The sequence below is a fragment of the Micromonospora sp. DT63 genome (genome assembly GCF_049841615.1).
GTDB lineage: Bacteria > Actinomycetota > Actinomycetes > Mycobacteriales > Micromonosporaceae > Micromonospora.
In genome coordinates, this window is the sequence record NZ_JBNCKQ010000001.1 from 265512 (window position 1) to 285337 (window position 19826).

The 19826-nt window shown below is 71.9% G+C and carries 21 protein-coding genes; 9 read left to right on the plus strand and 12 right to left on the minus strand.

What is annotated here, in order from left to right; translation table 11 throughout:
* Positions 1–191 precede the first annotated feature (191 nt).
* The 6 genes from ACLQ27_RS01295 to ACLQ27_RS01320 form a co-directional block, all read right to left on the minus strand.
* On the minus strand, positions 192–671 hold the full coding sequence (locus tag ACLQ27_RS01295) for a helix-turn-helix transcriptional regulator (RefSeq protein WP_425865341.1): 480 nt from the start codon (positions 669–671) through the stop codon (positions 192–194).
* A gap of 243 nt (positions 672–914) precedes the next feature.
* The gene (locus ACLQ27_RS01300) at positions 915–2207 is read right to left on the minus strand and encodes a cytochrome P450 (RefSeq protein WP_425865342.1); all 1293 of its coding nucleotides are present in this window, start codon (positions 2205–2207) and stop codon (positions 915–917) included.
* A gap of 366 nt (positions 2208–2573) precedes the next feature.
* On the minus strand, positions 2574–3524 hold the full coding sequence (locus ACLQ27_RS01305) for a hypothetical protein (RefSeq protein WP_425865343.1): 951 nt from the start codon (positions 3522–3524) through the stop codon (positions 2574–2576).
* A gap of 86 nt (positions 3525–3610) precedes the next feature.
* Complete coding sequence (locus ACLQ27_RS01310; RefSeq protein ID WP_425865344.1) at positions 3611–6523, minus strand: glycosyl hydrolase; 2913 nt, start codon at positions 6521–6523, stop codon at positions 3611–3613.
* A gap of 191 nt (positions 6524–6714) precedes the next feature.
* Positions 6715–7098 (minus strand): MmcQ/YjbR family DNA-binding protein, encoded by a 384-nt coding sequence (locus tag ACLQ27_RS01315; protein WP_357490321.1) that lies wholly within the window; start codon positions 7096–7098, stop codon positions 6715–6717.
* 88 nt (positions 7099–7186) lie between these two features.
* Positions 7187–7936 (minus strand): DUF1223 domain-containing protein, encoded by a 750-nt coding sequence (locus ACLQ27_RS01320; RefSeq protein ID WP_425865345.1) that lies wholly within the window; start codon positions 7934–7936, stop codon positions 7187–7189.
* A gap of 251 nt (positions 7937–8187) precedes the next feature.
* On the opposite strand from ACLQ27_RS01320, the gene ACLQ27_RS01325 reads away from it, so the two are divergent.
* The 3 genes from ACLQ27_RS01325 to ACLQ27_RS01335 all read left to right on the plus strand — a co-directional run bounded on the left by ACLQ27_RS01325 (position 8188) and on the right by ACLQ27_RS01335 (position 10184).
* The gene (locus tag ACLQ27_RS01325) at positions 8188–9363 is read left to right on the plus strand and encodes a lactonase family protein (protein WP_425865346.1); all 1176 of its coding nucleotides are present in this window, start codon (positions 8188–8190) and stop codon (positions 9361–9363) included.
* Positions 9364–9513: 150 nt separating this feature from the next.
* Positions 9514–9783 (plus strand): GlsB/YeaQ/YmgE family stress response membrane protein, encoded by a 270-nt coding sequence (locus tag ACLQ27_RS01330; RefSeq protein WP_357490326.1) that lies wholly within the window; start codon positions 9514–9516, stop codon positions 9781–9783.
* A 98-nt stretch (positions 9784–9881) separates the two neighbouring features.
* Positions 9882–10184 (plus strand): GNAT family N-acetyltransferase, encoded by a 303-nt coding sequence (locus tag ACLQ27_RS01335; protein ID WP_425865347.1) that lies wholly within the window; start codon positions 9882–9884, stop codon positions 10182–10184.
* A 38-nt stretch (positions 10185–10222) separates the two neighbouring features.
* Here ACLQ27_RS01335 and ACLQ27_RS01340 read toward each other — a convergent pair whose 3' ends face one another.
* Positions 10223–10573, minus strand: a complete 351-nt coding sequence (locus ACLQ27_RS01340; protein WP_357490327.1) for an ArsR/SmtB family transcription factor — start codon at positions 10571–10573, stop codon at positions 10223–10225.
* Complete coding sequence (locus ACLQ27_RS01345; protein ID WP_357490329.1) at positions 10570–11028, minus strand: SRPBCC domain-containing protein; 459 nt, start codon at positions 11026–11028, stop codon at positions 10570–10572. Before ACLQ27_RS01345 ends, ACLQ27_RS01340 begins: the two co-directional genes overlap by 4 nt.
* Before the next feature lie 195 nt (positions 11029–11223).
* On the opposite strand from ACLQ27_RS01345, the gene ACLQ27_RS01350 reads away from it, so the two are divergent.
* Positions 11224–11940 carry an isocitrate lyase/PEP mutase family protein gene (locus ACLQ27_RS01350; protein WP_425865348.1) on the plus strand — a complete coding sequence of 239 codons (717 nt, stop codon included), beginning with the start codon at positions 11224–11226 and terminating at the stop codon, positions 11938–11940.
* 50 nt (positions 11941–11990) lie between these two features.
* Here the strand turns inward: ACLQ27_RS01350 and ACLQ27_RS01355 are convergent, their stop codons facing one another.
* Both ACLQ27_RS01355 and ACLQ27_RS01360 read right to left on the minus strand, forming a co-directional pair.
* Complete coding sequence (locus ACLQ27_RS01355; protein ID WP_357490332.1) at positions 11991–12917, minus strand: 5'-3' exonuclease; 927 nt, start codon at positions 12915–12917, stop codon at positions 11991–11993.
* Positions 12918–12976: 59 nt separating this feature from the next.
* Positions 12977–13204, minus strand: coding sequence for a hypothetical protein (locus tag ACLQ27_RS01360; protein ID WP_355051137.1), 228 nt, complete (start codon positions 13202–13204; stop codon positions 12977–12979).
* Positions 13205–13323: 119 nt separating this feature from the next.
* On the opposite strand from ACLQ27_RS01360, the gene ACLQ27_RS01365 reads away from it, so the two are divergent.
* Positions 13324–14397 (plus strand): DUF4037 domain-containing protein, encoded by a 1074-nt coding sequence (locus tag ACLQ27_RS01365; RefSeq protein ID WP_425865349.1) that lies wholly within the window; start codon positions 13324–13326, stop codon positions 14395–14397.
* Positions 14398–14483: 86 nt separating this feature from the next.
* On the opposite strand, the gene ACLQ27_RS01370 is transcribed toward ACLQ27_RS01365, so the two are convergent.
* Positions 14484–15854, minus strand: a complete 1371-nt coding sequence (locus tag ACLQ27_RS01370; protein ID WP_425865350.1) for a glycosyl hydrolase family 18 protein — start codon at positions 15852–15854, stop codon at positions 14484–14486.
* A gap of 205 nt (positions 15855–16059) precedes the next feature.
* Here ACLQ27_RS01370 and ACLQ27_RS01375 point away from each other — a divergent pair, with 205 nt between their 5' ends.
* The 3 genes from ACLQ27_RS01375 (at position 16060) to ACLQ27_RS01385 (ending at position 18878) form a co-directional block, all read left to right on the plus strand.
* The gene (locus ACLQ27_RS01375; RefSeq protein WP_425865351.1) at positions 16060–17169 is read left to right on the plus strand and encodes a M24 family metallopeptidase; all 1110 of its coding nucleotides are present in this window, start codon (positions 16060–16062) and stop codon (positions 17167–17169) included.
* Positions 17166–18308, plus strand: coding sequence for an acyl-CoA dehydrogenase family protein (locus ACLQ27_RS01380; RefSeq protein ID WP_234581879.1), 1143 nt, complete (start codon positions 17166–17168; stop codon positions 18306–18308). The genes ACLQ27_RS01375 and ACLQ27_RS01380 overlap by 4 nt, the downstream gene beginning before the upstream one ends.
* Positions 18309–18371: 63 nt before the next feature.
* Positions 18372–18878: an Lrp/AsnC family transcriptional regulator gene (locus ACLQ27_RS01385; protein ID WP_007460055.1), complete on the plus strand. Its 507-nt coding sequence runs from the start codon at positions 18372–18374 to the stop codon at positions 18876–18878.
* Here the strand turns inward: ACLQ27_RS01385 and ACLQ27_RS01390 are convergent.
* Positions 18808–19419, minus strand: coding sequence for a histidine phosphatase family protein (locus tag ACLQ27_RS01390; protein WP_234581878.1), 612 nt, complete (start codon positions 19417–19419; stop codon positions 18808–18810). The genes ACLQ27_RS01385 and ACLQ27_RS01390 overlap by 71 nt on opposite strands.
* Before the next feature lie 156 nt (positions 19420–19575).
* On the opposite strand from ACLQ27_RS01390, the gene ACLQ27_RS01395 reads away from it, so the two are divergent.
* Positions 19576–19770 carry a CsbD family protein gene (locus tag ACLQ27_RS01395; protein WP_088989634.1) on the plus strand — a complete coding sequence of 65 codons (195 nt, stop codon included), beginning with the start codon at positions 19576–19578 and terminating at the stop codon, positions 19768–19770.
* The last annotated feature ends 56 nt before the right edge of the window (positions 19771–19826 follow it).

A 19826-nucleotide genomic window follows, 5' to 3' on the forward strand; every position in this document is an offset into this window, starting at 1 on the left:
GCTCGACGCCAAGATTGACTCCCACGACTCGTCGATGACGGTCAATACGCACCTTGCCGAATGCAAGTCCCATTCCGCCGGAACCCGCGCTCGGAGGCCAGACCTGGCGGTGGTACAAACTGGCCGTACCAGCATCTGTACCCAGAGTCAGCGGCCGGTGGCGCGCGGCGGCCGGTCGCGGGTGGCCGCGCTCAGCGCTTGTCGTCGAGGTGCTCGGGCGCGCGGTGCGGCCCGGAGTCGTCCGCGTCTGGTTGGCTGCTGAGCACCTGGCCGATCAGCTCCCGCAGCTCGTCGATGGCGTCCACCACGGCGCCCGGGTCGCGCGCGTCGCGCCGACTCCGCTGGCGCGGTACGGGCGGATCGAGGCGCGTCTGCTCGGGGGTCCGTGGACCCCGCCGGCCGTCGGCCGCCCACTGCTCGGCCGCGACCTGCGGCCACAGCGAGGCCAGCACGCCGCCGGTGTCGAGCACGTCGTCGCAGCGCACCGCGAACTCGTGGCTGCCGAAGCGGCGGCCCGACTCCACCGCGGCGACCGTCTCCCGGCTGAACCGCACCAGGTCCGCCAGGGCCCGTTGGGTCAGTCCCCGTCGGACCCGGCAGCTGCGCAGCTCCCAGCGGAACTGTTGGCTGGCCGCGGAGTGAGCGGCGCTCGGCGGGGGCGTGTGCTCCATGCGCTCACCTTCGTGGCACCCACGAATCAACAGCAGGTGTCAGATCGAGATTGGCCGATGGGCTGAACATTCATAGGGGGCAATTCTTAACCCTGGACACGATGGGTGTGAAGACGTGCGGCGAGATGAATCGCCGCGCAAAGCGCGCGAGCCCACACGCCCGACCCGCCGAGACGTGTCCCGCCGGTCGGACCCGGCCGCGTCGGTCGGGCCCGCAGGTCAGCGCCGCCGGCCTCCTCGTCGTCAGGCGGCGGGTGCCCCGGTGGCGGCGGCCGGAGCTGCCGTCGGGCCGTCGGTAGGCGCGAGAATATCGATTGTCGCGACGAGTGCGTGGTGCGCGCGAAATGACACATTGGGCTTGAATGAGCGGCGGTGTTCGGGTGCCAGTCGGAGGCCGGGAATGGCGGCGGCGAGTCGGGTGAGAGCCACACCGGCCTCCAGTCGCGCCAATGCGGCGCCGATGCAGAAATGCGGGCCATGGCCGAACGACAGGTGGTCGGCGGCGTCGAGGCGGCGTGGGTCGAACCGGTCCGGGTGGGCGAAGACCGCGGGGTCCCGGTTCGCCGCTCCGATCATCAGCAGACAACGCGCTCCCGCCGGAATCGTGACCCCACCCAGAGTGACGTCCCGGCGCGTCACCCGCAACCAACCGTCGATGGCGGGTGCGAAGCGGAGGGTCTCGGTCACGAAGTCGGGCACGGATCGCGGCTCGGCGACGAGCGCCTGCCATCGCTGCCGGTCGGACAGGGCCTCGTCGAGTGCGTGGGCGAGCAGACCGGCGGTCGTCTCGTGCCCGGCGACCAGAAGGTTGAAGGCGAGGCTCGCCACCTCGGTCACCGTCAGCACCGTGTCGTCGTCGTCGCGGTAGGCCAGCGCCCGGCTGATGAAGTCGGCGCCCTTGGGTCCACTGTCGAGTCGCCGTCGTACCAGATCCTGGCAGTAGTGCCAGAACTCCAGCAGTCCCCGGGCCAGACGTACCTGCTCGTCCGGGTCCGGCTGCCCCCAGATCAGGGCGACCTGACCGTCCGCCCACCGCCGGATCTGGTCGACGTCGGCGTCGGGCACCCCGAGGATGTCCAGGATGACCAGCAGCGGAAGCTCGGTGGCGAACTCACCGACGAGATCCGCCCGCCGGCCGGCCCGGGCCACGAGTCGGGCCACCAGGTCGTCGACGCGGCGACGGACGATCGCGCCGTACTCGGCCTCGGCCCGGTCCGCGGTGTTGGCGAAGGTGGCCCGCAGGGCGCGGCGGGTGCGGGGGTGCGTCGGCGGGTCGGCGGCGGCCGTCGTGGGTGGCGCGTCGATCCGCATGATGACGCTCATCGCCTCCGGGCAGACCTCGTAGATCGGGGTGAGGGTGAGGGCGTTGCCGAACGTCGCGGCGTCGGCGAGGGCTTGTCGGACGTCCGCGTGCCGGCTGATCAGCCACAGGCCCAGATCCTCGGCGTAGGGCACCCGGTCGGGGTCGTCGAGAATGCGTCGCCAGGCGCTTGCGGGATCGGTGAGATAGACCCCGGAAAACGGATTCAACTGCATCGAACGCCTCCTGACGCGCCGCACTAAAACCAACGACGCTCGCATTCCGCACATCGCCGATGGCGGGCCGACAATGGTGCGCATCTGCCGCGCGTCCTTCACGGTGCGCCGGCTCGATGCACAAGTCAAGATTGGCAGCTATCTATTTGATGGAGTGCTAACTGTTCCTCGCAGAACCGTTCCGGAGCTGGCCGGATGCACCTTGCACCCCGGTGTTTGCCCGCTCCATCCTCGGGCGCGAGCCCGATCGCGACTCAGCCGTCCACACTGGTCGGTGGATTGCCGGAATGTGCAAATCCTCATTTCCGGCAACGATTCCGCACGGACGAAGGTGACGCCGCGGCGAAAGGCGAACCCGCGGGGCGTTCAGCCGTCGGCGCGCTGCGCCGCCGGCTTGGTCAGGTGTGCCAGCCAACCGCCCAGGCGCCCCAGCGCGCCGGTCGATTCGAGCAGGGAGATTCCACCACCCACCATTGCCACCCCCGCCGTGGCGGCGATCATCCCGACCGGATACTCCCGGGCGTGGAACGCCAGCAGGCCCAGCACGGTGACCGCCGTCCCGCTGAGCGCCAGCAACGCGCCGGCGAGGGCGTCGCGCCGCTCGGCGAACACGAAGACGAGCGTCACGCCCAGCCAGCACAGGCCGGCCACCGCGACCAGGGCGGCGGTCGCCAGGGATCCGTCCCGAGCCAGACGCACGCTGGCGGGAACGCTCAGCACGCCCAGCGCGCCGGCCCGGGACCACGTCACACGGGCCTCCCGCAGCAGCGCGAGGCCGGGGCTGCCCGCGCCGAAGAGGTGCCGGCGGTCGTACAGGACGAGCAGGCCCAACGCCACGGCGAAGCTCCCCAGGATCACCCCGACGAACCGGGCGCCGGCCCGTTCGACGCCGAAGGCGTCGGCGACCACGAACAGACCCGCGGTGCAGATGCTGATCCCCGCCAGCGAGGTCAGGGCGGTCGCCCGGTCCTGGGCGACCAGCGCGGCGCAGGCGATCGCCACGACCGCCACCAGGGTGAGCGGCCCGGCCCACGACGACGGCGTCGACACGGCCAGCGCGACACCGACGACCGCGACGTAGAGCAGGATCCGGGGCAGCGCCGCGGCCAGCGGGGCCCGCTCGTCGAGTCGATTGTGGCCGTACACCACGGCCACCACCAGGATCACGGCGCCGACGGCGACCGGCGGGAGCACGGTGGCCAGCTGGTTCAGGGCCACTGCCGAGCCCGCCGGGCCGAGCCACCCGACCAACCGCAGCCGCCACCGCGCGGTCCCGGCCCGCGGCGGCAAGGGCTGCGGTTCGCGTACGGACGACATGCCGCCAGCCTCGCACCCGGTCGCCAGTCGCGGCGAGGGCTCGCCGCCGGCCGAGGTGCGGCCGGCGGCGAGCGCGGGGGTACGGATCAGGAGTACGGCAGGCGCAGCACCGACTGGTTGCCGATGCCCACCGTGGTGGGGTTGTTGCCGATGGCGGACCAGACCTCCACCCGCACGGTGCCGTTGCTCAACGTGCCCAACGTGCCGGTGGCCGAGGCCAGGCCGGCGTTCTGGGTGTAGTGCTCGTAACCGGGGACCGGGTCGGTGGCGAAGTAGCGCCAGGTCTCCGTCCGGTCCCAGCTGCCGTTTCCGGTCAGGTCGTAGGAGACGCGCACCTGCACCCCGTTGCCGACGGCCGTGCCGGCGTCCAGGAACAGGTCGAACGCGGTCTGCGCCCCGGAGTAGGCGAGGTTGAGGCCGGTCGCCGTGAAGACCTGCGGGTTGGTCGGCGTACCGTCGTGGTTTCCGTTGGCGGCCGCGACAGTGGTCGTGCCCGCGCTGGCGGCGGCGCCCAGCCCGCCACCGGCGAGCAGGTAGCGCGTGGGCGAGCCCGAGCTCGGCGGCGGCGTGGTCGGCGGGGCGGTGGTCGGCGGCGCGGTCGTCGGCGGCGCCGTGGTGGGCGGTGCGGTGGTCGGCGGGTTCGTGCTCGGCGGCACGCCACCGGAGGCGTTGCCGCCACTCCACGTGTACGCCCCGGTGGTGGCCGTCTTTCCGGCTGCGACGGTGAGCCGGGTGCCGGTGGAGAACGTGACGGTGATCGGGTTCGCCGTCGGGTTCGACGCCACGTAGGTGCGCGTGCCGTTGCGGGAGAACACCGCGCTCAGCGGGTGGTTGGCGGTGACCGACGTGTCGACGGTGCCCAGTGCCGCGAGGTTGCGGATCCAGTGGAAGGTGTGCGCCCGGCTCTCGCCCTCCTCCGGGGTGTAGCCCGGGTTGGCGCGCAGGTTCGCCAGGGCCGCGTCGGGGTCGCCGAGGGCCTGGAACTGCCAGAGGATGTCCTGCCACACCGTCGGCGGCCCGCCGTTGTTGCGGACCAGTTCGGCGTAGTTGGTGCGCACGTACGCCGGGTTGTTACCGAGGTAGAGGTGCCCGCCGGTGACCGGCAGCAGGTTGATGCCCTGGATCATCTCCGGGTCGGCGCTGAACCAGGTGGCGTACGCGCCGCCGTCGCCCCAGACCATGCCGACCGTCGAGTGCCCGAAGGCGGCGGGGAAGTTCTGGTCGCTGGCGTCGAACCAGTACTCCTGGATGGCGGCGGCCTGCGTCGTGTAGAGGAAGACGCCGGCGTCGCGTACGGCGGTGTCGCCGGTGACCTGACCCCACTGGATGAGGGCGTTGGCGAAGTTCATCCCCTCCGAGGACGACTCCTGGTTGTTGCCCGAGCCGAACGAGCCGTGCCCGGACGCCCAGTCGTGGCCGGCGTAGATGTCGAAGTCGCGCAGGTACGGGAAGCGGGTGTCGTCGCGGCGGTAGTTGTTGGCGTCGCGGATCAGCAGGTCCACCATGCCGCCGTAGCGGCTGGTCGCGGCCCAGGAGGGGTCGAACTTGGCCAGGGTCGCGGCGGCGGCGATGAAGTAGCCGTAGTGGAAGTGGTGGTCGTTGAGTTCCTGGTCGGAGCCGTACGACGCCGGGTAGCCGATCAGGGTGCCCCAGTTGGCGTCGTAGTAGAAGAGCCTCTGGGTCTTGCCGCTGGACGCGGTGAACCAGTCGGTGAGGGTGCTGCGGATGGCGTTCAGCGCGCTGTCGCGGGTGGCCGTGTCGTTGACCAGGTCGGCGACCTCGGCGAGCCGGGCGGCGCGGCCGAGGCCCTTGCCGGTCCAGTACGTGTCGTTGCCCCGCTGGTCCATCGGGTTGCTCCGGGCGGCGGCCAGTTGGCTGGTGAGCGTGGCCAGGTCCGTGCCGCTGCCGTCGCCGACGGCCGGCAGTTCGGGAAGGACACCCTGGAACGCCATGGCGGTCCGGAACTGGTTGACCCCGGTGAGGACCTTCATCCGACCGCGCGCCGACGGGTACGTCGGCGTGATCGGCGTCGAGCCGGCCAGCGACTTCCACTGGTGCGGGTAGAGGCTGACCACTGTCTGCGTGGCGGTCCCCTCCCGGGCGGTGGTGGTGAACGCGTACGTCGTGCTCAGGCCGTTGGTCGCCGGGTCGTAGGCGTAGGAGACCCGGGTGCCGGTGACGTGGGCGTGCGCGTACCGGCCGTAGGTGCTGGCCAGGTCGGCGCGTTCGGTGGCGTTGGCCGTGGGAGGCAGCAGGGCCACGGAGAAGTAGCCGCGACCCGCGAGGGTGGAGGAGATGCGGCCGCCGCTGACGGTCCAGGTCGCGCCGCTGGGGGCGTACGCCACGTAGTCGTGGCCGTTGACCCGGAAGCCGATGGTGGCGCCGCTGTTGGACCACACCTCGGCGCCGGACGTGCCGATCACCGCGTCGCCGCCGCTGGCCTGGAAGTACGCGAACGGCAGGCCGTGGCCGATGGTGGCGCGCAGGGTGCGGCTTCCGTCGCTCCAGTACGGGCTGACCGTCCAGTCGGTCCAGCCGTCCACCTTGACCTGGGGCGCGGCGAGCCCGGCGACGCCGACGCGGATGTCCTGCACGTACGGGTAGTGGTACTCGCCGACGCCGGTCGCCGTGCCGCTGATGGCGGGTGTGGAGTTGGCGGAGAAGCCGAGGCCGTCGGTGAACGTGTCGTAGGACGTCGGGTGGGCGTGCAGGGGCTCGCTGAAGGCGCAGTCGGTGCGCTTCCACAGCAGCGAGGACCACCAGTCGTTGGTGGGTACGGCACCGGCGGGCGCGTTGGCGGTGGCGAACTGGCGGGGGTTGCTGGACATCGCGCCGCAGCCGGTGGGGAGCGCGCCGACCGGGGTGGTGGTGTAGCTGCCGGCGCCCACGGGTGCGGCCTCGGCGGCGCGGGTGACGGGGATCGTGAGGCCACCGACGACCAGGGCCAGGGCGGTGGCGGCTGCCAGTGCCCAGCGGCGGTGGGGGACGGGAGGTTTCATGGTGCCTCCATCGCGCGTCCCGGTACGGACCGTGCCGGCCCGGGCGCGTAGCGTCTGAATTGTGGAAAACGTCGATCGAGAGAGCGCTCTCTCAGGCGGCACGGTAATCGACCCCCGAGATCCCCGTCAATGTGTCGGTCCGGTTGCGTGCTGATGTCGCAAACTGATCGCCCGCCGCGCCGGCCCGGCCGTCAGCTCTCCGCCACGCCGATCCCGTCCAGGTCGGCGTGCAGCGCGTCCGGCGCGCGCATGCGCCACGCGTCGGTCACGAGTTCACTCAGACGCTCGACGGTGACCGCCGCCAGGCGCAGCATCACCAGCGGCAGGCCGTCGTAACCGGACGTGGTGAAGAAGACCTCCGGTTCGCCGAGCAGGAGAGCCTGCTTCTCGGCCTCGTCCCCGACGAACAGCACCGCGATGTCGCGCCGGATCACCCGGGGCCTGCCCGGGCTGCGCTCGGGATAGGACCAGACGAAACCCTTGCCGGCCACCCGGAAGTCGAAGCCCTCGCTCTCGATCTCGACCGTGTGGGGCAGGGCCAGGGCCAGACGGCGTACGTCGTCGGCGTCAGCCACCGAGACCCCGCACCGCGCGTGCCATCCGCATGCGCCGAGATTACGCACCGGGACCGACAGGTGGCGGGCGGGCCGCCCACCGGCGGCGTCAGCCGGCGGACAGGTCGACGGCGGCGGCGCCGACGACCGCCCGGTCGCCCTCGCGCTGGACGTAGCCGATCACCGTGGACTGGCCGGGGTCCAGATCCGGCGGCGTGGTCAGCTCCACCTGCCCCTGCTCGGCGTCCAGGGGCACCGAGGTGAAGGCGCGCACCACATTGTCCTGCCGCAGCGTCCGGCCGGCGTTCTCGCCGCGGGCGATCGCGCTGTGCAGGCCGCGTTGCACGAGCGCCACGTTCACCACCGCGCGCTGCGACAGCCGCTGGATCCGGTAGCCCACCACCATCCGCCGCCCGCCGTCAGCGACCTCTGCAACGGACAACGTGAGGGGCGCGGCGGCCGGCGACATCAGGGCGGACGCGACGGCCCTCGCCGCCTGAGCACGGTCGGAGCCGACAAACTCCACGGTGCCGTTGACGATCATCTGTGGGGTGTAAAGACGCCCGGAGCCGAAGCCACGGGCGTACGCCTCCTGCCGCGCCGTGTAGGCCGCGTCCGCGAACTGGTCGGGCCAGCCCAGATCGTCCCAGTAGTCGACGTGGAAGCCGAGGGCGAAGACGGGCTCTCCCCGCGTCCGGGAGTCGTGGTCGATCTCGGTCAGCAGCTCCTCGGCGGGAGGGCAGCTGTTGCAGCCCTGGGAGCTGAACAGCTCCACGACGGCGACGCCGCCGCCCGCCTCCGAGGACTGCCGATCCGGCTGACGGGCGGGGTCCGACCCGTGCGGCGATGAGTTCGTCATGGCGCGTCTCCTCCCAGAGCTGCCGTCGCCTGGACGATTTCCCGTTCCCGGATCGACAACGCCTGGTCAGCGGGGCCGCGAGGGCGGACGGGTGCGTCCAGGGACCACACGTGCCTCCCTACCACGAATCGACCGTTACGCCCGGCGATGCCACTTACGGGTAAAGCCCGCCTGAGTGATGTTCTCCTCCGATAGCGTGCCAATGAGAGGAAAACTCTCATTCGTCACAAGATGCGGCTAAGGAGTCAGTAATGAAGCGCAGCGTAGCGCTAGCGGCGGCCCTCCTGGTGGGTCTGACCAGCGTCGGAACGCTTCCCGGAGCTGCCTGGGCCGACGGCGGCGGCCCGACCGGCAACCACGACGACCGCGGGGGAGGTGACTACCACCACGACAGCGAGGGCGCGGTCTTCGTCCAGACCAACAAGGCCGAGGGCAACACCATCAAGGTGTACGACCGCGACGAGGACGGCCGTCTCAGCAAGGCGGGTGAGTACGAGACCGGCGGGCTGGGCGGCTTCACGATCGGCGCTCCGGTCGACGCGCTGGCGTCACAGGGGTCGTTGACGTATCACCGGGGGCTGCTGTTCGCCGTGAACGCCGGCAGCAACACCCTGACCGTCTTTCGCGTCGACGGCACCCGGCTGCACAAGGAGCAGGTGATCTGGTCCGGGGGGCTGCTCCCGGTCAGCGTCACGGTCCGCGGTGGCCTCGTCTACGTGCTCAACGCCGGTGGCGAGGGCTCGGTGCAGGGTTTCCAGTTGCACAAGGGCCGCCTGTCGCCGATCCACGACTCCAACCGGTCGCTCGGCCTGCACAACGGCAACCCGCCCGCGTTCATGACCGCCCCCGCCCAGGTCAAGATCGACCCGGAGGGTGAGTTCGTGCTGGTGTCGACCAAGGCCGCCAACGTCATGTTCAGCTTCGAGATCGGTCGCGACGGTGAACTGTCCCGCCGCCCGGTCATCAGCGACGCCGGGTCCGTGCCGTTCGGCTTCACCTTCGACACGGAGGACTCGGTGCTGGTCACCGAATCCGGCAGCAACGAGGTCGGCCGGTTCGACCTCGACGAGGACGGCGCCCTCGACCAGGTCGGGCCGTCGGTGCCGAACGGCCAGCAGGCGCCCTGCTGGATCCAACGTGTCGGCGACAACTTCTACGTCGCCAACGCCGGCAGCTCCACCATCAGCGCCTACCGGGTCGACGACGACGGCAAGCTCCAACTCGTCCACGCCGTCGCCGCCGACACCGGCGGTGGGTCGATCGACATGACCACCAGCGACGGCTTCCTGTACGTCCAGAACGCCGCCGCCGGCAACGTGCAGGGCTACGAGGTCAAGGACGACGGCTCGCTGCGCCTCGTCACCACGGTCGAGGGCCTGCCGAAGTTCACCGACGGCATCGGCATGGAGGGCATCGCCGCCTCCTGACGGCCGCACACCGCTGGTCCCGGTCGCCTGCGACCGGGACCAGCGCACGTCCCCACCCGGACCGGTCACCGCGCCGCAGTGGTTTCGGCGGTGCCCGCTACGGGGCAGAAGAGAGTCGCTGACGACAACATCTTCGAAGGGACCGCCCCCGTGGAAATCCAGGGCTTCTTCACCGCGATCATCATCGGCCTGGTCATCGGCGCCCTCGGTCGACTCGTGGTGCCCGGCAAGCAGAACATCTCGATCGTGCTCACCCTGGCGATCGGCGTGCTCGCCGCGATCCTCGGCACCCTGGTTGCCGGCGGGCTCGGCGTGGACGAGACCGCCGGCATCGACTGGATCGAACTGCTCCTGCAGGTGGTGTTCGCCGCGATCGGCGTGGCCGTCACCGCCGCCGCGTACGGCCGTCGGCGCGTCTGACGTCCCCGGACGGGCCCGCTCCCGATCGGGGGCGGGCCCGCGCGCGTCGGGACCGTGACCGGGTGGGCCGGTCACGGGCGCTGTGCTTGGATGGTCCGGTGCAGTTCACCGTGACAGACGCGCCCACGCGGGAGCGGTTCGAGGCGTGCGACGAGACGGGCGCGGTCGCCGGGGTCGTCACCTACCAGCTGACCGGCGCCATCATCGCCTACACCCACACCGAGGTCGATCCGGCGTACGAGGGCCGGGGCGTCGGGTCGACCCTGGCCCGCGCGGTCATGGACGACGCACGGGCCAGGGGACGCACAGTGGTGCCGATCTGCCCGTTTCTCGCCGAGTGGCTGGTCAAGCACCCGGAGTACGAGGACATCGTGGTGCGGTCCACCCGGAAGGTGAAGTAGCGGCCGGGGCTCAGTGCCAGTCGCTGATCCGGACCATCTCATTCTCCCTGGTTGTCGGTGCGGTGACGGTCGATCGTCTCGGCGATCCGCTTGATCCGGCGGAGTCGGGCATCCCAGGTGGCGCCGACTGTCGTCAGTTGGGCGACCGCACGCGCGAGCTGCGCCTCGTCGACCTGGTAGTGACGCTCACGGCCGGCCGGCGCGGAGTGGATCAGGCCGACCCGGTCCAGGACGGCCAGGTGTTTCGAGACGGCCTGGCGGGTGACGGGCAGTCGCTCGCTCAGCGACGTGGCGGTGCCGGGCCCGCCGGCGAGCAGCAGGTCGATCATGCTGCGCCGGATCGGGTCGCCGATCGCCGACCACAGGGCGTCGTCGACGGCAGTGGTCATGACGTGGCGACCAGCCGGGCGACGTACGTGCCGAGCGCGGGGACGTAGTGGTTCCACCCGCTGACGTGATCCTGGTACTGCTTCTCCAGCAGCGCGACCTCCCAGCCCATCTCGCGAAAACCAGTCTCCGTCATGCGGAGGCGGGTCCCGGTCGCGATCGGGACGAGGTCGAAGGTGACCAGCAACGACCGCCCCACCCGGTCGGGCTCGGCGAAGCACCAGCGAAAGGAGAACCGCTTCGGCGGGTCGACGTCCACGACGGCGAGGTCGACGGTCGTCGTCTCCCCGGTCTGCGCGTCGCGCCACACCAACTCGCCGGCGGCGCCCGCTACCGGTTCGAACCGGGCGTCGTCCGGCCACCACTCCCGCACGTGCTCGGGTTGGCTGACCACCTCGAAGACCACCTCGGGCGAGGCGTCGATGTCGATGTCGCGTTCGATGACTCCGTACTCCATGCGTACCACCCTTTCGCAACCTTTGGTTGCGTCAGGTTACAACGCCCCGGCCGCCTCGCGCAACCGATGGTTGCGCATTCGGTTCCGGGGTACGGGGCACGACGTGCCGACATGGCGGTGACGGTACGGTCCTTGGTGGGCAACCGCCCCGCCTTCGCCATCGTCCCTCCACATCCCCGTCGGGAGACCTCAACGATGACAGCCGCCACCTTCCGTGCCCTGCACCACGACCGCCCCGCCGGCGACCCGCTCGTGCTGCCGAACGCCTGGGACGCGGGCAGCGCCCGGGTCTTCGCCGACGCCGGCTTCGAAGCGCTCGCCACGCCGAGCGCCGGGGTCGCCGCCTCCCTCGGCTACGAGGACGGTTCCACCCCGCCCGCCGAGATGTTCGCCGCGGTGGCGAGGGTCGTGCGGGCCGTCTCCGTTCCGGTGTCCGCGGACGTCGAGGACGGCTACGGGCTCGCTCCCGCCGAGCTGGTCGAGCGGCTGCTGGAGGCGGGCGTCGTCGGCTGCAACCTGGAGGACTCCGAGGGGCACGCCACGCTCAAGGATCCGCAGCGGCACGCGGACTGGCTGGCCGAGGTGCGGGCGGCGGCGGGCGACGCACTCGTCATCAACGCGCGCGTCGACACGTTCCTGTTCGGCTCGGGTGACCCGGCCGACGCCGTCGCCCGCGCGAAGCTGTACGTGGCGGCGGGCGCCGACTGCGTGTACCCGCTGCGGGCCCCGACCGAGGTCCTTCCGGTGCTGCGCGAGGGCATCACCGGCCCCATCAACATGGCCGCCGCGCCGAACCGGGAGTCCGTGACCGAGCTGGCCCGACACGGCGCCACCCGCATCACGTTCGGCCCGGGTATGCAGCGCTACGCGATGGCCGCGATCGGTGACCTGGCGGCCAACCTGCGCGCCTGAGGCACCGGCCGGCCGGCACGTCCTCCGAGGCGGGCGGCTCCGCCCGGGGGTCAGGCGTCGGCGCGGGCCGCCAGGGCGTCCACGAGGCGGCGGGCGGAGCCGGCCAGGTTCCACCGGCCGGCCAGCTCGAGCAGCCGCTCCGGGTCGGCGGGAGCGGTCGGCAGCGCGGTGGGCAGCTCCGGCAGAGCCACGTCCAGGGCGACCCGGACCACCGTCGGCGCGACGGCCAGGTAGTCGCGGGCGGCGGCCAGCTTGGTGCGCAGGCCCGGCGCGAACGACGAGTCGGAGTCGTCCAGCGCGGCCAGGATGCCGTCGATGCTGCCGTACCGCTCGATGAGCCGCGCGGCGGTCTTCTCACCGACGCCCGGCACCCCGGGCAGTCCGTCGCTGGGATCGCCGCGCAGGGCAGCGAAGTCGGCGTACCGGTCGGCGGGCACCCCGTAGCGGGCGCGGACCGCCGCGTCGTCGCAGTCGTCGAGCTTGGCCACGCCGCGCCCGACGTAGAGCAGCCGCACGGCCCGGGAGTCGTCGATGAGCTGGAACAGGTCCCGGTCGCCGGAGACCACCTCGACCGGGCCCGGTTGGGTCACCGACAGCGTGCCGAGCACGTCGTCGGCCTCGTAACCGGTCGCTCCGACGGCGGTGATGCCTACCGCGTCGAGGACCTCCAGGATCATCGGCACCTGCGGGGAGAGCGTGTCGGGGACGACCTCGCCGCCCTGCGGGGCCACCCGGTGCGCCTTGTACGACGGCAGCAGCTCGACCCGCCACGCCGGCCGCCAGTCGTAGTCCAGAGCGCACACCATCCGGTCGGCGCCCCGGCCGCGGATGAGCGTGGCGAGCATGTCGAGGAAGCCGCGCACCGCGTTGACGGGCGTGCCGTCCTCGGCGCGCGCGGCGGACTCCGGGATGCCGAAGTAGGCCCGGAAGTAGAGGCTGGGTGCGTCGATCAGCAGGATCGGGGATCGGTGTGCCACGCCCGACAGCCTGGCACAGCCCTGCGACGATCAGCGGTACGCCCGGCCGCCCGGCGGGGTCAGCGCCGCTCGTCGTGCCGGTAGACGGTGTCGCGTCGGGCGAGGTGCTGCACGACGTAGCTGGTCACCAGCAGCAGGATCGCGACCAGCACCTCGACCCAGGCGGCGACGCCGTCGGCCACGGTGAGCCCGATGACCAGCAGGACCAGGCCGACGAGCGCGAGAACCCCGGCCCACAGTTGCCGGCGACGGCGGGTCGCCGCCCGGTTCGCGTCGTTCGCTGTCACGTCGGCCCTTTCGGTCGCGGCCCCATGCGGACGTCCCGAACCCAGGCTATGGCCCCCGCCCCCGTCCTACCCGGAAAACCACGGTGCGGGCGGGCCGTGCACCGGCGCAGACTGCCGGTGTGGCGTTTCTTCCCGGCCTGGTGCTGGCCCGCCGGTACCACGACGAGGTGGTCGCGCCGATCCTGCGCGGCCGTCTCCCCGCCCTGCGGTACGCGGCGGGGCTGCTCGACGGTGGCTCGGAGGTGCTCGGCCTGGACACGACCCGGTCCACCGACCACGACTGGGGCCCGCGTGTGCAGGTGTTCGTCGGGCCAGCCGACGTCGCCGCGATCCCGCGGATCCGCGCCGTGCTGGACGCCGACCTGCCGACCGAGTTCCTCGGCTGGCCCACCCGTTTCGCCGGCGACGGCCGACTGGGCGTCGTCGACGCGGCCGGAACGCGGCACGGGGTCACGCTCGACGAGGTGGCCGGCTGGTGGCGGCGCCGGCTCGGCTTCGACCCGATCGCCGGGGTCGGCACGGCGGACTGGCTGGCGAGCCCGACCCAGCGGTTGGCGGAGGTGACCGGTGGCGAGGTGTTCCATGACGGCCTCGACGGGGCGCTGACCGCTCGACGGGCGGTGCTGCGGTGGTATCCGCCGGACGTGTGGCGGTACGTCCTGGCCGCCGTGTGGACGCGGATCGCGCAGGCTGAGCACCTGCCTGGCCGGTGCGCCGAGGTCGGCGACGAGTTGGGCAGCCGGGTCGTCACCGGAGGCATCGCCCGTGACGTGCTCCGGCTCGGTCTGCTGCTGCGCCGACGCTGGCCGCCGTACGACAAATGGCTCGGCACGGCCTTCGGCCGGCTGCCGGGCGCGGCCCCGGCGGTCGCGGCGCTGGCCGAGGCGACCGGCCCGGGCGACTGTACCCGGCGCCAGGCCGGTCTGGTCGAGGCGCTGGAGACCATGGCCCGGTGGACCGACGACACCGCTCTGGCGGCCCCGGTACGCGCCCGGGCCGGGCCGTTTCACGACCGGCCGTTCCTGGTGCTGCGGGCCGAGCGCGTCGCCGCCGCCCTACGTGCCGCGGTGACCGACCCGACGCTGCGCGAGCGACCGCTGCTGGGCGCGGTCGACCAGTACGTGCACAGCGTCGATGTGCTCAGCGACGCGACCCGGGCTCGCCGGGTGGCCGACGTCCTGTGGTCGGGGTGACCGCAGCCGGAGATCTTGGACAGTTTCCGTCAGCCGATGACGGAAACTGTCCAAGATCTGCTCGGAGGTGCGATTCGGCGTCCGGGTCAGGCCGGGAGGGTCCAGCGCTGGTTGGCGCCGGCGAAGCAGTCCCAGATCTGCAACCGGGCGCCGTCGGCCGAGCTGTTGTCGGTGACGTCCAGGCACTTGTTGGACTGCGGGTTGCGCAGCGTGCCGTTGGACTGCGCCTGCCAGACCTGGGCGCCGCTGCCGTTGCAGTCGTACAGCTGCACCTTGGCGCCGTTGGCGGTGGAGGCGCTGGTGATGTCGGCGCACTTGCCGAGGGCGCGCAGCGTGCCGTCGCTGGCGACGGTCCAGGTCTGCGCGTTGGTGCCGTTGCAGGTCCAGAGCTGGATGGCGGTGCCGTTGGCGGTGCTGGCCGAGGCCACGTCCACGCACTTGCCGCCGAGGCCGGTGATCCGGCCGGTACGACCGGACGGCGGCGGGGTGGTGCCGCCCATGATGGTGTCGTACATGGCGCTGACCAGCGAGGTGGAGCCGGTGGTGTCCTGCGACAGCTCCCAGTTCATGACGCCGCCAGCGTTGGCGAGGGCCCACTGCGTCTTGCGCTTGACGGTCGGGACGCCGTTGTAGCACTGCTGCGCGCCTCCGGCGGTGGTGCAGTCCCGGTTGGCGTTGGCCGGGTCCAGGGCGACGAGCGCCGAGTACGTGTAGTAGCCGGGGCGGCTGTAGAACGGGATGCCGAGGACTGCTTTGCTGGCCGGCAGGCCGCGGGACTTCCACAGGTTGATGCTGTTGATCGACCAGTCGTAGTTGGAGTGTGGGCTGCCGCCGTCGTACGCCATGATGTTGAGCCAGTCGACCTGGCCGAACACGGCCGTCGGCACGCCGTCGAGGTAGTAACCCTCGGAGACGACGGCCGCGGTGAGCAGCTTGCCGCGGCTGTGCATGGCGCTGCCGAGCTGCGTCATGAGCTGGCTGTAGTTGTTCGCCGAGGCGCCCGGGTCCGGGTACTCCCAGTCGATGTCGACGCCGTCGAGGTTGTACTGGTTGACGAAGTTGACCAGGTTGTTGACGAAGGCGCCCCGGCTGCCGGAGTTGGCCGCGAGGGCCTCGAAGGCCGAGTCGTTGCCGTCGTTCCAGCCGCCCACGGCGATCGAGACCTTGACGTTGTTGGCGTGCGCCTGGGAGACCAGCGAGGAGAGCTTGCTCGGGTTCTCCACCGCGCGCAGGCTGCCGTCGTTGTTGGGCAGCACGAACGCGTAGTTGATGTGGGTGAGCTTGTTGTACTGGATGGTGTTGACGTTGCCAGCCCACGAGGGCATGTAGCCGACGCTCTTGAAGTTGTTCGGCAGCACCACTGCCTGCGCGGCGGTGGGGACGAGGGTGACGGTGGCGGCGGCGGTGGCCAGGGCGAGCAGGCCGGCGCTGAGGGCGCGGCGCAGTGGTGAGGACATCGGGGGCCTTCCCGTGGGCGGGGGACGACGCCCGCCCGCGCAGGGTTGTCGCGGGCGGGAAATGCGGTACGCAGGAACGGGTGGGCCTCGAGGCAGCCAAATCTTAAAGAGTGTTAACTGTCGTCGTCAATCAACGCCGGTGGATTTCCTCGCCCGGGCGGATGTGGGCTTCTGAGGATGCCCAAACGACCGTTAAGCTCACGGGGTGGGAACCGATGAGTTGTACCCGCCGGACCGGCTGATCGCCGCCCAGCGCGCCACCGCCGCCGCCGGCCTGGACGCGCTGCTGCTCACGCCCGGCTCCGACCTGCGCTACCTGACCGGGTACGACGCCCACGTGGGGGAGCGGCTGACCTGCCTGGTGCTGCCCGCCGAGGGCGTGCCCACGCTCATCGTGCCCAGACTGGAACGTCCGGCCGCGGAGGCGGCGCCGACCACCGGCGTGCGCATCGTCGACCATCCCGACGGCGTCGACCCGTACCCCCTGGTCGTCGCCGCCCTCGACGGACCGCCGGCGGCCGTCGGGCTCGCCGACCGGATGTGGGCCGAGCAGGTCCTCGCCCTGCGCGCGGCGCTGCCCGGCGCCGCACAGCGGCCCGCCGGCGAGGTGCTGCGCGAGCTGCGCGTCCGCAAGTCCCCGGCGGAGGTCGCGGCGCTGGCCGAGGCGGGCGCGGCCATCGACGAGGTGCACCTGCGCATGGGCCGGTGGCTGCGCCCCGGCCGCACCGAGGCCGAGGTGGCGGCCGACATCGCGGCGGCGATCCGCGACGCCGGGCACGTCAGCGTCGATTTCGTCATCGTTGCCGCCGGCCCGAACGCGGCCAGCCCGCACCACGGCACCTCGGATCGGCCGATCGGCGCCGGTGAGCCGGTGGTGGTGGACATCGGCGGCACGATGCCGTCGGGCTACCGCTCGGACTGCACCCGCACCTACGTGGCGGGCGGACCCGCGCCTGCCGACTTCGTGGACTACTACGCCGTGCTGCACGCCGCCCAGCGCGCCGCGGTGGCGGCGGTGCGTCCCGGGATCACCGGCGCGGCGGCCGACGCGGCCGCCCGGGAGCCGATCGCCGCCGCCGGTTACGGCGACGCGTTCCTGCACCGCACCGGGCACGGCATCGGCCTGGACGGTCACGAGGAGCCCTACCTGGTGGCCGGCAACGACCGGCCCCTGGAGGCCGGCATGGCGTTCTCCATCGAACCCGGCATCTACCTCGCGGGCCGGCACGGCGCCCGCATCGAGGACATCGTCGTCTGCACGACGGACGGCGTGCAGCGGCTCAACACCACCCCCACGGAGCTCATCGCGCTATGACTGTCGACCGGATCCTCCCCACCGACGAGGCCCACGACCTGCTGGACCTCGCCACCGAGCTGGCCGACCGCGAGCTCGCGCCGAAGGCCGCGGGCTTCGAGGAACGCGCCGAGTTCCCCCGCGAGGTGCTGCGCACCATCGGCCGCGCCGGCCTGCTCGGCCTGCCCTACGCCGAGGAACACGGCGGCGCGGCGCAGCCGTACGAGGTGTACCTGCAGGTGCTGGAGATCCTGGCCAGCCGGTGGCTGGCGGTCGCCGAGGCGGTAAGCGTGCACACCCTGAGCTGCTACCCGGTCGCCGCGTTCGGCAGCGCCGAGCAGCGCAAGCTCCTGCCGGACATGCTCGGCGGCGAACTGCTCGGCGCGTACTGCCTCTCCGAGCCGCAGGGCGGCTCCGACGCGGCGGCGCTGAGCACCCGGGCGGTCCGTGACGGCGACGCGTACGTCGTCTCCGGCACCAAGGCGTGGATCACGCACGCCCAGGTGGCCGACTTCTACAACGTCTTCTGCCGCACCGGCGGGCCCGGCCCGAAGGGCATCTCCTGCCTGGTCGCCGACGCGGGCACCGCCGGCATCGCGCCGCAGGCCGCCGAGCGGACCATGGGGCTGCGGTCCTCGCCGGTGGCGCAGATCGCCTTCGAGGAGGCGCGGGTGCCGGCCGACCGGCTGGTCGGCGGCGAGGGGGCGGGCTTCACCATCGCGATGTCCGCGCTGGACTCGGGTCGGCTGGGCATCGCCGCCTGCGCGGTCGGGCTGGCCCAAGCCGCGCTCGACTACGCCGTCGGCTACGCCCGGGAACGCCAGCAGTTCGGCAGGTCCATCATCGACTTCCAGGGCCTGGGCTTCCTGCTCGCCGACGCGGCCACCCAGATCTCCGCCGCCCGCGCGCTCACCCTGGCGGCGGCCCGGCTGCGCGACGCGGGGCGCCCGTACTCGATCGAGGCGGCGAAGGCGAAGCTCTTCGCCACCGACATGGCGATGCGGGTGACCACCGACGCCGTGCAGGTGCTCGGCGGCGCCGGCTACGTGGCCGACCACCCGGTCGAGCGGTACATGCGCGAAGCGAAGGTGCTCCAGATCGTGGAGGGCACCAACCAGATCCAGCGGTTGGTGATCTCCCGGGCGCTCGCCAGGAGCTGAGTCGACGGGTCAGCGCGGCGTTCGTCGTCGCCGTCGCGCCGATTTCCCGGTAGGTTGCTCGCCGTGGAGGAGATCGACCGCGCCATCGTCGCCGCGCTGACCGCTGACGGCCGTCTGTCGTACACCGACCTGGCCGAGAAGGTGGGGCTGTCGGTGTCCGCCGTGCACCAGCGGGTGCGCAGGCTGGAGCAGCGCGGGGTGCTCAAGGGGTACGCCGCCCGGGTGTCGTTCGAGGCGCTCGACCTGCCGTTGACCGCGTTCGTGGCGATCCGGCCGTTCGACCCGTCGCAGCCGGACGACGCACCGGAGCGACTGGCCCACCTGCCGGAGATCGACTCGTGCTACTCGGTGGCGGGGGAGGACTTCTATCTGCTGCTGGTGCGGGTGGCCAGCCCGGCGGACCTGGAACGGGTGCTGCAGGAGATCCGCACCTCGGCGAACGTGACGACGCGCACGACAGTGGTGCTGTCCACCCCGTACGAGAACCGCCCGCCGAAGATCAGTGCCGGGGCGCCGAGTCGGTCGCGGTCCCGGGCGCCGGAGGAGCCGGCTGGTTCCACCGCAGGATGACCTGCCGGCCGTGCTCGTGACCGAGCGCGCTGACCGTGGCGGTCTCCAGGCGCAGCCGTCCGCCGGCGGACGGTGGCAGGCCGATCCAGCGGGCGCCGAGCACCCGCAGGCTGTGCGCGTGGCCGACGAGCGCCACGGTGCCCCGGTCCAGCAGCGGGGTGACCCGAGCGAGCACGCGGTCGACGCGTTCGCCCACCTCGCCGGGTGACTCGCCGCCGGGGCAGCCGTCGGTCCAGATGTTCCAGTGCGGGTCGTCGTCGTGGATGTCGACTGTGGTGCGGCCCTCGTACTCGCCGTAGTTCCACTCGCTGAGGTCCTCGTCGACCGCGTCGACGGTCAGCCCGGCCAGCTGCGCGGTGCGCAGCGCCCGGGAGCGGGGGCTGGCCAGCACGCGCACGAACTGCCGGCCGGCCAGGAACGCGGCGAGGGTGCGGGCCTGTCGCTCGCCGTCGGGGGTCAGCTCCAGATCGGTGTACGAGGTGTGCCGCAGGCTGGCGCTCCAGGTGGTCTCGCCGTGCCGGATCAGCAGGAGCTCTCCCATGCCGCCAGTTAACCATCGCGGTGGGGTGACGACTGCCGCCCTCCCTCAACCTATCTTCCTAGGATGCTCCACGCGGTGTGCCGACCGGCACCACCGGTTTCAGCACCGGGAGAGAGGGCATGCGAGCCTCGACAACCGCCAGACCGAGGAGGCGCGATGAGCTTCACCGAGAAGGCAAAGAACAAGGTTGAGCAGATGGCCGGCGCCGCGAGGGAGCGCGTCGGCGACATGACCGACAACGAGCGGATGCGTGGCGAGGGCGCCAGCCAGCAGAGCGACGCGCGCGCCAAGCAGGCCGGTCAGAACGTCAAGGACGCCGGTCGCAACGTGAAGGACTCCTTCACGAAGTGACCTGAGCGGTCCGCGGGTCCCCGGGTGCGCCGTCGCCCGGGGACCCGTCGTGTGCA